Source organism: Streptomyces sp. GC420 (assembly GCF_009916105.1).
Classification (GTDB): Bacteria; Actinomycetota; Actinomycetes; order Streptomycetales; family Streptomycetaceae; genus Streptomyces.
Genome location: NZ_JAAAXQ010000223.1, coordinates 1 through 13,443, shown reverse-complemented (window position 1 = coordinate 13,443; position 13,443 = coordinate 1). Strand labels below are relative to the sequence as shown.

General features: G+C 72.2%; 10 protein-coding genes and 1 pseudogene. 5 read left to right on the top strand and 6 right to left on the bottom strand.

Features of this window, described 5'->3' with window-relative positions; translation table 11 throughout:
• Positions 1 to 154 precede the first annotated feature (154 nt).
• Positions 155 to 1,081 carry a cyclase family protein gene (locus GUY61_RS24380; RefSeq protein WP_166632387.1) on the bottom strand — a complete coding sequence of 309 codons (927 nt, stop codon included), beginning with the start codon at positions 1,079 to 1,081 and terminating at the stop codon, positions 155 to 157.
• 102 nt (positions 1,082 to 1,183) lie between these two features.
• On the opposite strand from GUY61_RS24380, the gene GUY61_RS24375 reads away from it, so the two are divergent.
• The 4 genes and pseudogenes from GUY61_RS24375 to GUY61_RS24360 all read left to right on the top strand — a co-directional run.
• Positions 1,184 to 2,095: an SDR family NAD(P)-dependent oxidoreductase gene (locus GUY61_RS24375; RefSeq protein ID WP_166632386.1), complete on the top strand. Its 912-nt coding sequence runs from the start codon at positions 1,184 to 1,186 to the stop codon at positions 2,093 to 2,095.
• Between the two features lie 104 nt (positions 2,096 to 2,199).
• Positions 2,200 to 3,720: an aldehyde dehydrogenase gene (locus GUY61_RS24370; RefSeq protein WP_166632385.1), complete on the top strand. Its 1,521-nt coding sequence runs from the start codon at positions 2,200 to 2,202 to the stop codon at positions 3,718 to 3,720.
• Between the two features lie 162 nt (positions 3,721 to 3,882).
• On the top strand, positions 3,883 to 4,953 hold the full coding sequence (locus tag GUY61_RS24365) for a Zn-dependent alcohol dehydrogenase (RefSeq protein WP_166632384.1): 1,071 nt from the start codon (positions 3,883 to 3,885) through the stop codon (positions 4,951 to 4,953).
• Positions 4,910 to 5,496 (top strand): annotated as a pseudogene (locus tag GUY61_RS24360) (transposase); the annotation flags it as partial. The gene GUY61_RS24365 and the pseudogene GUY61_RS24360, both read left to right, overlap by 44 nt.
• A 19-nt stretch (positions 5,497 to 5,515) precedes the next feature.
• On the opposite strand, the gene GUY61_RS24355 reads toward GUY61_RS24360, so the two are convergent.
• Together GUY61_RS24355 and GUY61_RS24350 are read right to left on the bottom strand one after the other, a co-directional pair.
• A complete protein-coding gene (locus GUY61_RS24355) occupies positions 5,516 to 6,160 on the bottom strand; it encodes a dihydrofolate reductase family protein (RefSeq protein ID WP_166632383.1) in 645 nt (214 codons plus the stop codon).
• 424 nt (positions 6,161 to 6,584) lie between these two features.
• Positions 6,585 to 7,628 (bottom strand): GlxA family transcriptional regulator, encoded by a 1,044-nt coding sequence (locus tag GUY61_RS24350; protein WP_166632382.1) that lies wholly within the window; start codon positions 7,626 to 7,628, stop codon positions 6,585 to 6,587.
• Between the two features lie 106 nt (positions 7,629 to 7,734).
• On the opposite strand from GUY61_RS24350, the gene GUY61_RS24345 reads away from it, so the two are divergent.
• Positions 7,735 to 9,048: an MFS transporter gene (locus GUY61_RS24345; protein ID WP_398956703.1), complete on the top strand. Its 1,314-nt coding sequence runs from the start codon at positions 7,735 to 7,737 to the stop codon at positions 9,046 to 9,048.
• A 148-nt stretch (positions 9,049 to 9,196) separates the two neighbouring features.
• Here GUY61_RS24345 and GUY61_RS24340 read toward each other — a convergent pair whose 3' ends face one another.
• The 3 genes from GUY61_RS24340 to GUY61_RS24325 all read right to left on the bottom strand — a co-directional run bounded on the left by GUY61_RS24340 (position 9,197) and on the right by GUY61_RS24325 (position 13,283).
• A complete protein-coding gene (locus GUY61_RS24340) occupies positions 9,197 to 9,808 on the bottom strand; it encodes a flavin reductase family protein (RefSeq protein WP_243766721.1) in 612 nt (203 codons plus the stop codon).
• Between the two features lie 264 nt (positions 9,809 to 10,072).
• Positions 10,073 to 10,927, bottom strand: coding sequence for an enoyl-CoA hydratase/isomerase family protein (locus GUY61_RS24330; RefSeq protein ID WP_166632380.1), 855 nt, complete (start codon positions 10,925 to 10,927; stop codon positions 10,073 to 10,075).
• Between the two features lie 121 nt (positions 10,928 to 11,048).
• Positions 11,049 to 13,283 (bottom strand): acetate--CoA ligase family protein, encoded by a 2,235-nt coding sequence (locus GUY61_RS24325; RefSeq protein WP_166632379.1) that lies wholly within the window; start codon positions 13,281 to 13,283, stop codon positions 11,049 to 11,051.
• Positions 13,284 to 13,443 lie beyond the last annotated feature (160 nt).

Sequence of the window (13,443 nt, the reverse complement as noted above, 5' to 3'; positions counted from 1 at the left end):
GGGCCGGGCTCCGGCCGAGGGCCGGGAGCCGGGAGCCGGCCAGGGGCGCCCACCTGATCGTCCGGGGAACGCACTCGTTCGCCGTTCCGGAGCCGGCTCGCGGGGTGGCCCGGATGAAGCCCGGGAGGCAGCCCGGAGGAACGCCTGGGATCGCTCAGAGGACGGCCACCGGCGCCACGGGGCTTCCGGTGCCACCGGTGAACGGCTCGGGCGTCGCCGACAGCAGGAACGCGTAACGCCGTTCCTCGGCGCAGGCCGCGGACAGCTCCTCCAGGTTCCAGTTCTGCCCCTGAAGCATGCCCATCTCGACGAGATCGAGCGCGTGCACCCCCAGCCACAGGTCCTCGATCTCGGGCGGGAAGATCTCGAACGTCAGCGTGTCATTGGCGACCGCGGCGACGTCCCTGGCACGGAACCACTCCGGCGTACGGATCGACAGACCCGGTGACGGATGGGCGTAGCCGTGCTTGTCGCCTCTCAGGCAGGTCTGGATCTGTCCGGTCCGCACGAGCACGATGTCGCCGGCGCGCACCCTGGTGCCCGCGAGTTCCTCCGCCGCCTCCAGGTCCTCGGGGACGACGGCGTGGTCCCCCGTAAGCCGGTCGACACCCCGGGCGCGGGCCACGTCCAGCAGCACCCCGCGCGAGACGATGTGCCGCACCCGGCCGATGCCGCCGAAGCCGGCTCCCCCGTGGGGGGTGATGGAGCCGGCGGGCCGGCCGTTGTAGAGCCGCCCAGAGTGGGAGACATGGGCCAGGGCGTCCCAGTGCGTGGCCGCCTGCAGGGCCATGGTGACGACATCGTCGCTGGTCGCGACGGTGCCGGCGCCGAACAGCTCCTGGTTGACGCAGAGCATGGTGTGCAGCGGATTGACCCGGCCGGGGATCATCCCGGTCTGCACGCCGTCCTGCTCCAGCGGCAGGGCGAGCGGGATCCGGCGGCCGCTGCGGACCGTGGCCGCCGCGTCCCTGACCACCGCGTCGGTGATCAGGTTCAGTGTGCCGAGCTCGTCGTCCTCCCCCCAGCGGCCCCAGTTGTTCACGCGCTCGGCAAGGTCGTGGAACTCGGCCGGCATTGCCATGGGGCGGCTCCTCGAGTCGGTCGGCGTCAGGGGCTTGTGTTCGAGCACGCCCCCGCCGATAAAATCTAACGGTCCGTCAGAAACTGCGGGAAGGGGCCGGGCGTGGGGAACTTCTTGGCGGGCAAGGTGGTCGCCGTCACCGGAGCGGGACGCGGCATCGGGCGGGCGGTCGCGCTCGGCGCGGCCGCGGAGGGGGCCCGGGTAGTCGTCAACGACTACGGCGTCTCCGTCGACGGCGCGGCGCCCACGAGCGAGGTCGCCGACGCCGTCGCCGAGGAGATCCGCGCGTCGGGCGGTGAGGCCGTCGCCGTCGCGGACGACATCTCCACGATGGCCGGCGGGCAGCGGCTCGTGGACGTGGCCCTCGCGGAGTACGGGCGCGTCGACGGCGTCGTGTGCGTCGCCGGGATCCTGCGCGAGCGGATGCTGTTCAACATGTCGGAGGAGGAGTGGGACCCCGTGGTCGCCACCCATCTCAAGGGCACCTTCACCGTGTTCCGGGCGGCCTCCGCCGTGATGAGGAAACAGGGCTCGGGAACCCTGGTCGGCTTCACCAGCGGCAACCACCAGGGCAGTGTCGCCCAGGCCAACTACTCCGCCGCGAAGGGCGGGATCATCTCGCTGGTGCGCAGCGCGGCACTCGGGCTGCACAAGTACGGCGTCACCGCCAACGCGGTCGCCCCCGTGGCCCGTACCCGCATGTCGGCCAATGTCCCGATGGAGCTGAAGGAGATCGGCGAACCGGAGGACGTGGCGGCGCTGGTCGTCTACCTCCTCGGCGACCGGGCGAAGGCCGAGGGCATCACCGGGCAGGTGTACACGATCGCCGGCCCGAAGATCGCCGTGTGGGCCCAGCCCAGGGAACTGCGCGCCGCGTACGCCGAGGGCTCCTGGACACCGGAGCGCATCGCGGACTTTCTGCCGGGCACCGTCGGGACCGACCCGATGCCGATGCTGGCACAGCTGGAGGCCATGGCGAAGGCGGCCGCCGGCAGGGAACGGCCCAACGCCTGACGGCACCCGAACGGGCACCGGCGGCGACGGGACCTCGCGCGACAGCGCCGGGCGGGGTGTGCCCGACCGGCCCGCCCAGGGACAGGGAAGGGAACGTGGTCGCGATGACCGCTTCGAGCCGGGAGCGCCGGCCGCACGGGGACCGGCCCCACGGGGACCGGCCGCACCGCCGCTACGGGCACTGGATCGACGGCGCCTGGCGGGCCCCCGGAACAGGGCTGCACTATCCAGTTGTCAATCCGGCGACCGAACAGGTCGTCGGGGAGGCCCCGGAGGCGACGACTGCCGACGTCGCCGCGGCCGTGACCGCCGCGCGGGCCGCACATGACGGCTGGTCCCGCACCGGTCCGCGCGAACGCGCGGCAGTGCTCGACCGGGTCGCTGATCTCCTCATGGAGCATGCGAAGGAGCTCGTTCCCCTTCTCCAGGCCGAGACGGGCGCGACCATGCGTGTCGCCTCGGCCATGCAGGTACCCACGGCGGCCGACCGGTTCCGCCGCTACGCACGGCCGGAGCCGGATGTCGTACCGCTCGCCCCGCTGCCCGTGAAGGCCAGCCCGCTGGCACCCGGCGGACTCATCGGCGCGGCCGCGATACGCAGGCCGGTGGGTGTCGTCGGCTGCATCACCTCCTACAACTTCCCGATCGTCAACCTCGCGGGCAAGGCGGCACCCGCCCTCGCCATGGGAAACACCGTCGTCGCCAAACCCGCACCCCAGGACCCGCTGGGCTGCCTGGAACTGGGGCCGATCCTGAAGGAAGCCGGGCTGCCCGACGGCGTGTTCAACGTCGTCACCGGCTCCGGCGCGTCCGCGGGCGAGGCGCTCGTCTCGCACCCGGACGTCGACATGATCAGCTTCACCGGATCCACCGCCGTGGGAAAGCGGATCGCCGAGACCGCGGGGAGGACGATGAAGCGCACCCTGATGGAGCTGGGAGGCAAGGGCGCGGCCATCGTTCTTGAGGACGCCGACGAGAAGACGGTCAACGCGGCGATCGGGGCGGTTGCTTCGACGTGGACTTTCCACAGCGGGCAGATCTGCACGGCACCGACCCGCGTGCTCGTACATCACACGCTGTACGAGAAGGTCGTCGCCGGTCTCCGACACTACGCGGCCGCACTGACAATCGGGGACCCTGTGGACAACTCCACCGTCGTCGGCCCGCTCGTCTCGGCCGCCCAGCGCGACCGGGTCGAGGCGTACGTCGCGGGCGCCCGCGAGCAGGGTGCCCGCGTCCTCGCGGGCGGCGAACGCCCACCCGCCAAACCGGGTTTCTACGTCGCCCCGACCCTGCTCGGTGATGTCACCCCCGCCATGACCGTCGCCCAGGAGGAGATCTTCGGCCCGGTCGTCGTGGCCATGCCCTTCTCCGACGACGACGAGGCGGTCCGCATCGCCAACGGCACCCCTTACGGCCTGTACGACTACGTGTTCAGCGCGGACGCCGGCCGCGCCTGGGCACTGGCCGCCCGGCTGCGCAGCGGCAACGTCGGCATCAACACCGCGCAGCGGCACCCCGAGACCCCGTTCGGCGGGTTCAAGGACAGCGGTGTCGGCCGGGACGGCGGCTCCTTCGGCCTGCACGCGTACAGCGAACTCCAGTCGGTCGTCTGGCCGTCCTGAGCCCGATCCGCCCGTCAAGCCGCCCGGGACCGCCGGCCTCCCGGCCCGCCGGCCTCCCGGCCCGTCGAGCCTCCCGGCCCGTCGAGCCTCCCGGGCCCGACGCCTGCCCCACGCGACCGCGGCCCGTGCGGCCGCGGCCCTTCGCAACAGAGGAGACAGCTCATGAGAGGCGTGATCTTCGACGGGAAACAGGTCCGGGTGGTCGACGATCTGGAGGTCCGCGGCCCCGGCCCCGGGGAGGTGCGGGTCGACGTGGCCGCCGCCGGTCTCTGCCACAGCGACCTGTCCGTCATCGACGGCACGATCCCCTTCCCCGTGCCGGTCGTGCTCGGCCACGAGGGCGCCGGAATCGTGGAATCCGTGGGGCCCGGCGTCACCCATGTCGTGCCGGGCGACCGTGTCGCCCTGTCCACCCTCGCCAACTGCGGCACCTGCGCCGAGTGCGACCGGGGCAGGCCCACGATGTGCCGCAAGGCCATCGGCAGGCCGGGGCGGCCGTTCTCCCGGGCCGGTGCGCCCCTGTTCAACTTCGCGTCCAACTCCGCCTTCGCCGAACGCACCGTCGTCAAGGCGGTCCAGGCGGTCAAGATCCCCGACGACATCCCGCCGGCCTCCGCCGCGCTGATCGGCTGCGGTGTCCTGACGGGCGTCGGCGCCGTACTGAACCGGGCGAGGGCGGGCCACGGTGACCGCGTCCTCGTCATCGGCGCGGGCGGCATCGGCCTCAACGTGATCCAGGGCGCGCGGATCGCGGGCGCGGGGGCGATCGTCGCCGTGGACGCCAACCCGGCCAAGGAAGCCATGGCCAGGCGCTTCGGCGCGACCCACTTCGTCGACGCGTCCGTGCGGCAGGACACCGCGGCGGCCGTGAGGGAGATCCTGCCCGACGGCGCCGACCACGCCTTCGAGTGCGTCGGCAGCACGCGGCTGATCCGGCTCGCGGTCGATCTCCTCGACCGGCACGGACAGGCCGTACTGCTCGGCGTCCCGCCCGCCGACGCCGAGGCCTCCTTCCTGGTGTCGTCCATGTACCTCGACAAGGCGATCCTCGGCTGCCGCTACGGCTCCTCGCGCCCGCAGCGCGACATCGCCCTGTACGCCGAGCTCTACCGGCAGGGCCGGCTGCTGCTCGACGAACTCGTCAGCGAGACCTACCCGGTCGAGGACTTCGCCAAGGCGGCGGACGACGCCCACCACGGGCGGGTGGCGCGCGGCGTCCTCGTCTTCGCCTGAACCGGCTTCCCCTCCCCCGGACGAGTCCGGCGATCCGGCGACCTGCCTCCGCACCCACGGCGTCACCCACTTCCACGGCTGCCACTCCGTCGGCGACGACCGGCTGTGGGGCATCGACCACCCGCAAGGGCACCGCCAGCACCCTGGCCGCGCTGAAGTCGATCCGCGCTGAAGTCGATCCGTGCCGCCCGACCCGACGGCGCCCGATCCACATCGTCCTGGGCAACCTCTCCGCCCACACCGGCGCCGACATCCGCCGCTGGGCGAAGAAGAACAGGGTCGAGCTGTGCTTCACGCCGACCTACGCCTCCAGGGCCAACCCGATCGAGGCCCACTTCGGCCCGCCGCGGCAGTTCACCCCTGGACAACTCCAACCACCGCAGCCATCCCGCGCAGACCCGGGCGCTGCACCGCTACCCGCACCGGCGCAACGCCGACGCCCGCCACCCCGACGTACTCGCCGCCCAACGCAAGGAACGCGCCCGCATCCGCAGCGAGAAGGGCATCCGATGGTGCGGACGCCCCCTCGCCGTCGCAGCCTGAACTCGATTGGGGCCTCGCGTCACCTTCGCCAGAACAGGTGGTGCGTCACGCCGCTCGGGCTGGGCACGACCTCCAGGTGGAACCGGTCGAGCAGTTCATCGGGGGACTCCCAGAGCCGCAGTCCGGCCCCGAGCTTCACCGGCGAGACCGCCACATGCATGGTGTCGACGAGGCCGGCATCAAGGAACTGCCGGATGGTGGTGACCCCGCCCCCGAGGCGGACGTCCTTGCCCTGTGCCGCGTCACGCGCCCGTTCGAGGACCGTGGCCGGGTCGCCGTCGACGAAGTGGAACGTGGTGTCGGAGAGCGTGAACGACGGACGCGTGTGGTGGGTCATGACGAACACCGGCGTGCGGAACGGGGGCTCCTCCCCCCACCAACCGCGCCACTCATGGTCCTGCCAGGGCCCGCGCTGGGGCCCGAACTTGTTGCGGCCCATGATCTCGGCACCGATGTTGCGTGCGAAGTCCCGCGTGAAGTAGTCGTCAAGGCCCCGGCTCCCCCCGGGATCCGTGCGCATGGGCCAGCTCGCCGTGGCCCCGGCCCAGGCGAACATCCTCTCGGGATGGTCGTGGCCGAACGGCCGCTCGAGACTCTGGTGCTCACCGGCACCGATTCCGTCACTCGAGACGTTGAAGTTCATGACTCTCAGCAGTTGATCCACGTGTTTCCTCGCCAGGTCCTGTCGCGTCATCGTGCGGCGAGGCGCCGCACATCATGACGTCGAACGGGACGTGGCCGGATCGACAGCGGCCCGCAACTCTTTTCCAAGGCGCGTCAGCAGGCGGCCCCGCCGGCGGTGTGGCCGTGGCGGGCGCGGACGGCATCGAGGTGACCGGGGTGATCACCGCGACCATGCACAGGCGTCGCAACGGACAGCACCCGCATTCGACATGCCATCAGCGCATGCCAGGATAATCCGGGCCCGCTCAGCCGCGCGCCGGTCGGACAGCCCCGCCCGGCGCACCAGCTCAGCACGCTCGCCCTCGGAAAGAACGATCTCCACAGCAGCAGGGCCGACTAACCCTCAGGATTTCTGACGCAGCACACTAGGGGCGAACCGGCCACCACCGGACGAACGGGCCCCGTCACCGGGTGGAGGGAGCCTCCTGCGCGGCCGAAGCGCGGAACGTGCGCCGGTAGACCGTGGGGGAGACGCCGAGCACCGCCTGCAGGTGCTGCCGCATGGACGCCGCCGTACCGAACCCCGCGTCCCGCGCCACCTGGTCGACGGACAGGTCGGTCGACTCCAGCAGATGCCGGGCCCGCTCAACGCGCTGCTGCGTGAGCCACTGCCCCGGACTGACGCCGACCTCCTCGCGGAAGCGCCGCGTGAAGGTCCGTACGCTCATCGACTCCTGCGCGGCCATGTCCCGCAGCTGGATCGGCCGGTCCAGCCGCCCCAGCGCCCAGGCCCGCGCCGCCGTCGTCGTCGCGAGCTGCGGCTCCGGCATCGGCCGCTTGATGTACTGCGCCTGCCCGCCGTCCCGGTGCGGCGGTACGACACTGCGCCTGGCCACCTCGTTGGCGACGGCCGAGCCGTGGTCGCCGCGCACGATGTGCAGGCACAGGTCGATGCCGGCGGCGACACCAGCCGAGGTCAGGACGTCGCCGTCGTCGATGAACAGGACGTCCGGGTCGACGTCGACGGCGGGGAAGAGGGCGGCGAAGTGCTCGGCGGACGACCAGTGGGTGGTCGCGCGCCGCCCGTCAAGGTAGCCGGCGGCGGCCAGGACGTACCCGCCGGTGCAGATGGACACCAGGCGGGTGCCCGGCCGGACGTGCCGCAGCGCGGCGGCCAGCTCCGGTGTGAGCCGCCCTTCCTCGTACACCGGGCCGAGCTCGTACGAGGCCGGGACCACCACGGTGTCGGCGGCGGCCAGCGCCTCGGGGCCCCGTGCGACGAGGATCGAGAAGTCGGCGTCCGTCCCGACCTGCCCGGCCGTGACCGAGCAGGTCGTGACCTCGTACAGTCGCTCGCCCCCGGGGCCCCGGGCGAGTCCGAAGATCCGGTAGGGGATGCCGAGCTCGAAGGGGATCACCCCGGTCAGGGCGAGGATGGCGACGCGGTGCGGGCGGTGCGCGCCGGTCTGCCCGCCGTCGTGCTCCTGAGGCGAGTCGTACGTCCCCACGGTGTGTCCCTTCAGGCGAGACGGACGGCGTCTGTGGCCCGATCCTATCGAATGCTGTCTTTCGGGCCACTCGATGAGGCGGGGAGCGGGACGGGAGCCTGTCGTCGTGACGCAGACAACCGGAGCCCCCGCACAGGACGCGCAGCCGGCCGACGGTCGTGCGCGACCGGGATCGCGTATCCACCGCGCGTGGTTCGTCGCGGCCGTGACCTTCGTGACGATCGTCGGAGCGGCCGCCTTCGCCTCCCTGCCCGGCCTGCTCATCGAGCCCCTGCACGGCGAGTTCGACTGGTCGCGCGGCACTATCGGCTTCGCCGTCTCGGTCAACCTCGCGCTGTACGGGCTGACCGCTCCGTTCGCCGCGGCCCTGATGGACCGTTTCGGCATCCGCCGGGTCGTCGCCGTCGCCCTGACGGTCATCGCTGTCGGCTCCGGACTGACCGTCTTCATGACGGCCGCCTGGCAGCTGGTCCTCTTCTGGGGCGTCCTCGTCGGCCTCGGCAGCGGCTCCATGGCGCTCGCCTTCGCCGCCACCGTCACCAACCGCTGGTTCGTCGCCCGGCGCGGACTGGTCACCGGCATCCTCACCGCCGCGGGAGCCTCCGGCCAGTTGGTCTTCCTGCCACTGCTCTCCTGGCTGGTCGAGAACCACGGCTGGCGCCCCGCGGCGGTCACCGTGGCGCTCGCGGCACTGACCGTCGTGCCCTTCGTATGGCTGCTGCTGCGCGACCACCCGGCCGACGTGCATCTTGCGCCCTACGGCGCCGACGCGTTCGTGCCCAAGCCGCCGCCCTCGCCGGGGGCCGCCCGCCGTGCCGTCACGGTCCTGTTTCGGGCGGCACGCACCGGGCCCTTCTGGCTGCTCGCCGGGACCTTCGCGATCTGCGGCGCCTCGACGAACGGTCTGGTCAAGACGCACTTCGTGCCCGCCGCGCACGACCACGGAATGGCGATCACGGCTGCGGCGTCCCTCCTGGCAGTCATCGGGGTCTTCGACGTCGTGGGGACCATCGCCTCCGGATGGTTCACCGACCGCTTCGAGCCGCGCCGGCTGCTCGCCGTCTACTACGCGCTGCGCGGCGTCTCCCTGCTCTTCCTCCCGATGCTGCTCGCTCCCAGCGTCCACCCGCCGATGCTGTTCTTCATCGTCTTCTACGGGCTCGACTGGGTCGCCACCGTCCCGCCGACGATCGCCCTGTGCCGCGAGCACTACGGCGAGGACAGTGCGATCGTGTTCGGCTGGGTGCTGGCCTCGCACCAGGTCGGCGCGGCACTGGTGGCCTTCCTGGGCGGTGCGGCACGCGATGTGTTCGGCACGTACGACGTGGTCTGGTACGCCTCGGGAGCCCTGTGCGCGGCGGCCGCCCTGATGGCGCTCGTGATCAGGCGCAGGCCGGCGGCGGTCGTGGCGGCGGCCTGACGCGGGAGACGGGCGAGCTGATGCGGGACGGGACCGCGGGCGAGGGACGGGACCACTGACGCGGGACGGGACCGCGGGCGAGGGACGGGACCGTGACGGCACGGCGGGCGGCCCCCGGCGAGGGACGGGACCCGGCCCCGTGTGGTCGTCAGTCGGCCGGGCGGCCGAACCTGCCCCGGTGGAACAGCAGCGGGGCGCGTCCGCCCGGCGCGGCGAGGGCCCGCACCCGGCCGACGACGATCAGGTGGTCGCCGCCGGTGTGCACGGCATGGATCACGCAGTCGATCCAGGCGGGCACACCGGCGAGGAGCGGTGAGCGGGTCGCGGGCGCGGCGTCGTACGTCAAGCCCGCGAACTTGTCGGTACCGCTTGCGGCGAAGGCGCGGCACAGGCCTTCCTGTCCGACGCCGAGGACGTTGACGCAGAAAACGCCGGCGCGGGCGATGCGCGGCCAGGTGGTGGAGGAGCGGCCCACCATGAACACGACGAGGGGCGGGTCGAGGGACAGCGAGGCGAAGGACTGGCACGCGAAGCCCGCGGGCCCCTCCTCGCCTTCCCCGGGACAGGTGATGACGGTGACCCCGCTGGCGAAATGGCCGAGTACGTCACGGAATTCCCCCGGATCGACCGGTGGGCGCTCGTCCTCGCCCACCGCGCGCAGGTCGGGGCGCGGCAGTGCTTCGACGGGCGCCGCGGCGGTGGCGGCCCCGACGGACCTGAGGTAGCGGACGGCGGTCGCCGCCATCCCTGCGTGTCCCATCACAGGATCAGTGAATCTGATGGCACGTCAGATTGGAAGGGGTGGCGCGGGTCGGGTCCGGGCGAGCACCCAGTCCGGGGGTGCTGTCCTTGGTAAAGGCGTTTCTGAAATCCGGGATCCTGTCCCAGGACGGAGCATTCACGGACACACGCACCGGAACTCCGCAGGGTGGGATCCTCTCGCCGCTGCCGGCCAACATCGCACTCTCGGCTCTGGACGAGCACATCGCCCAGGCCGGTCCTCGGAAGCCCCCGGCGCGCGGTGTCAGCGCCCCCGGAAGTCGGCTCCGCGCCGCTCGACGAAGCTCGTGACCCCCTCCTGTGCGTCCCGCGTCGTCATGTTGATCTCCTGCGCGGCCGCCTCCGCGGCGAAGGCGCCGGCGCGATCGGTGTCGAGAGAGGCGTTGACGAGCTGCTTGGTGAGGGCGAGCGCGCGGGTCGGGCCGGAAGCGAGTCTCCCCGCCCAGGCGCGGGCCGTCTTCTCCAACTCGGCGTCCGGCACCACCCGGTTGACCAGCCCGAGACGTTCGGCCTCCCACGCCCCGAGCGCGTCGCCGAAGAACATCAGCTCCTTGGCCCGCTGCGGCCCGACCAGCCGGGGGAGCAGATAGGCTCCGCCGCCGTCAGGGACGAGGCCGCGACGGACGAACACCTCGACGAACGTCGCCGATTCGGCGGCCAGTACGAGATCGCAGGCGAGCGCGAGGTGAGCGCCGAGGCCCGCGGCCGTGCCGTTGACCGCGGCCAGCACCGGCTTCTCGCAGTCGAGGACGGCGGCGACGAGCCGTTGCGCGCCGAGCCGGATCGTACGGGCCACGTCCCCGGGCACCGGCTCGGCCGTGGCCCGAGCGCCGGCGCGCAGGTCCGCCCCGGCGCAGAAGCCCTTTCCCGTCCCGGTGATCAGGACGGCACGCACCGACGGGTCCGCGGAGGCGGCCGCGAGATGGGAGATGATGCGTTCTCGCTGGTCAGCCGTGATGGCATTGCGTACTTCCGGGCGGTTGAGGACGATCCGCGCGACGCCGTTGTCAGTGGCGTGCTGTACCAATGAGTCCACGGGATCGGTCCCATCAGCCGGGTCGGGGGACGCGGCGGACGGATCACGGGGGGTGTTCGTCATGGAAGAAATCCGTTCGGCGGCGTCGGCGGCGAGGACTCGCCCGGGCGTCGGGGGTCCATGGGGGGCGGAGCGGTGCGGCGGGCACCGGCGGTATGCGGCGGCGCGGGGCCGGCGCCCGCGGTCAGTGGCACACGGCGAGCGCGTCGAGCGCGACGGCGCCCTGCCCGCGCGGGAGGACCAGCAGCGGGTTGATGTCCAGCTCCGCGAGTTCGCCGTCGAGTTCGAGCGCCATCCGCTGCACACGCAGGACGACTTCGACGAGCGCGTCGGTATCGGCGGGGGGCGCCCCCCTGACCCCGTCGAGCAGGGCCCGCCCGCGCAGTTCGCGGAGCATGGTCCTGACCTGGTCCTCGCCGAAGGGCGGGACGCGTACGGCGGTGTCCCGCAGCACCTCGACGAGCACGCCGCCGAGGCCCACGGCCACCGTGGGCCCGAACACCGGGTCGCGGTGGACGCCGACCACCATCTCGACCCCGTGCTCGATCATCTGGCAGACGAGGACCCCGTCCAGGTCGACCCCCTCGTAGCGGGCGATGTCGGTCAGCTCGCGGTAGGTGTCGCGGATCTGGCTGGCGGAGGTCAGCCCGATCCTGACCAGTCCGAGTTCCGTCTTGTGGGCGAGCCGGGGGGCGGAGGCCTTCATGACGACGGGGTAGCCGATCTGGCCCGCGGCCCGGACGGCGGCCGCGGCGCTGGTCACCAGTTGCTCGCGCGGTACGCGGATGCCGTACGTCCGAAGGAGCTGCTTGCCGGCGTGCTCGCTCAGCTGCTCGCCCGGGCGCAGCAGGGCCTGGGCCTTGCGCAGAGAGGGGGACGGTGTGCGCGGCGCCTCGTCGAAGGGGGAGCGGTAGCCCTTCGCGAAGCGGTGGTGGTCGAGCCAGGCACGCACGGCGGTGATGCAGTTGGCGACAGTCCGGAAGGTGGCGACCCGGGACGAGCCGAGAAGGGTCGTGCGGTACGCGTCCTCGGTGCCCACGGGCGAGCCCCACACCACGCACACCAGCTTGTCCGTCTGCTCCGCCGCGTCCACGAGATCCTGGGCCAGCTTGTCGCTCATCGGCGGGAAGGGCCCGGTGATCGGGCAGATCAGCACGCCCACCTCGGGATCGGCGAGGATCGAGTCGATGATCTTCCGGCCGCGCCAGTCGCCGACCGGGTGGCCGCCGCTGTCGACGGGGTTGGACACGTTCAGATAGTCCGGTATCCACTGGTGCAGCTCCGTCTGCCGGGCCTCGGAGAGGACGGGCAGACGCAGCCCCGCCTCCGTGGCCAGGTCCGCGAAGTGCGCGCCTGTGCCGCCCGAGATCGAATAGACGGCGATCCCTTCCGCGCGCGGCGGCCGCGCCCGCGCCAGCAGGGCGGAAGTGTCCTGGAGTTCGTCCAGGCCGTCGACGCGTATCACGCCGAACTGCCGCATGGCCGCGTCCACCACCCGGTCGGCTCCGGTGAGCTTGCCGGTGTGTGAGGCGGCGGTCCGGGCGCCGGTCTCCGTGCGGCCCACCTTCACGGCGACGACGGGCACGCCGGCCCTGGCCGCCCGGTCGGCGGCGAGCAGGAAGGAGCGGCCGTCCTTGATCCCCTCGATGTACGCGGCGATGGCCCCGACCTCGGGCCGCTGCGCGAAGTAGGAGATGAAGTCGGCGGTCTCCAGGTCGGCCTCGTTGCCGGTCGGGGCCCAGTGGGAGAGCCGGATGCCGAGTTCCTGGAGGGCGAAGACGGGGCGTCCCTGATGTCCGGACTGGGTGATCAGGGCGATCGAGGGTCCCTCCAGGTCCTCGCGGAACCGCTCGAAGGCGTTGAGGTTGGTGTTGGGCCCGAGCAGCCGCAGGCCGGAGCGCTCGACGGCGGCGGTGAGCCGGGCCTGGGCCTCGGCGCCTCGCTCGCCGGTCTCGGCGAAGCCCGAGGCGAAGGCGACGGCGAACCGCACCTTCTGCTCGGCGAGCTGCCCGATCAGCGGGAGCGGATCACCGACCAGCAGCACCGCGAGATCGACCTGCTCCGGGAGGTCGGCCGCGGACGGGAAACAGGGGAGGCCGTAAACGGACGTGCGCGTGGGATGAACGGGATACAGACGGGCGCCGACCCGCTCCGCCCAGGACACCAGCTGCCCGGTGATGCCGGTGTTGGGCCGCCCCTCGGCGTCCGAGGCACCGATGACCGCGACGGACTCGGGCCGGAAGAACCGGTCCAGGTCCGGCACCGGAGCGTGCAGCGGGCGGCCGCTGACATCGAGGACGTCCAGGTCCCCGGCGGTCACGGTCACCCCGTGGGCGGCGGGTGACGGTGGATCGCCGCATGCCACGACCTTCGCGGGGCGGGAGTTGGTGGTGATGGTTCCGCGAGTCGATCCAAGCATGGTTCCGCCCGCTCCTGTGTGACGACCAAGGCAACTGACGCCCTGTCAGATTACTGAACTGACGCAGCGTCAGGAACAGGGCTGCATGTGAAAGCTGTGCGGAGGGCGCGGAGGATGCGGAGGGCGCGGCAGAGCGGAGGGCGGAGGGAGGGCGCGGAAG

Excerpts from the sequence above, each read along its gene's own strand:
- GUY61_RS24330 (WP_166632380.1), bottom strand. The coding sequence starts at position 10,927 with ATGACGAACACCCCCCGTGATCCGTCCGCCGCGTCCCCCGACCCGGCT.
- GUY61_RS24325 (WP_166632379.1), bottom strand. The coding sequence starts at position 13,283 with ATGCTTGGATCGACTCGCGGAACCATCACCACCAACTCCCGCCCCGCG.
- GUY61_RS24340 (WP_243766721.1), bottom strand. The coding sequence starts at position 9,808 with ATGGGACACGCAGGGATGGCGGCGACCGCCGTCCGCTACCTCAGGTCC.
- GUY61_RS24365 (WP_166632384.1), top strand. The coding sequence starts at position 3,883 with ATGAGAGGCGTGATCTTCGACGGGAAACAGGTCCGGGTGGTCGACGAT.
- GUY61_RS24380 (WP_166632387.1), bottom strand. The coding sequence starts at position 1,081 with ATGGCAATGCCGGCCGAGTTCCACGACCTTGCCGAGCGCGTGAACAAC.
- GUY61_RS24370 (WP_166632385.1), top strand. The coding sequence starts at position 2,200 with ATGACCGCTTCGAGCCGGGAGCGCCGGCCGCACGGGGACCGGCCCCAC.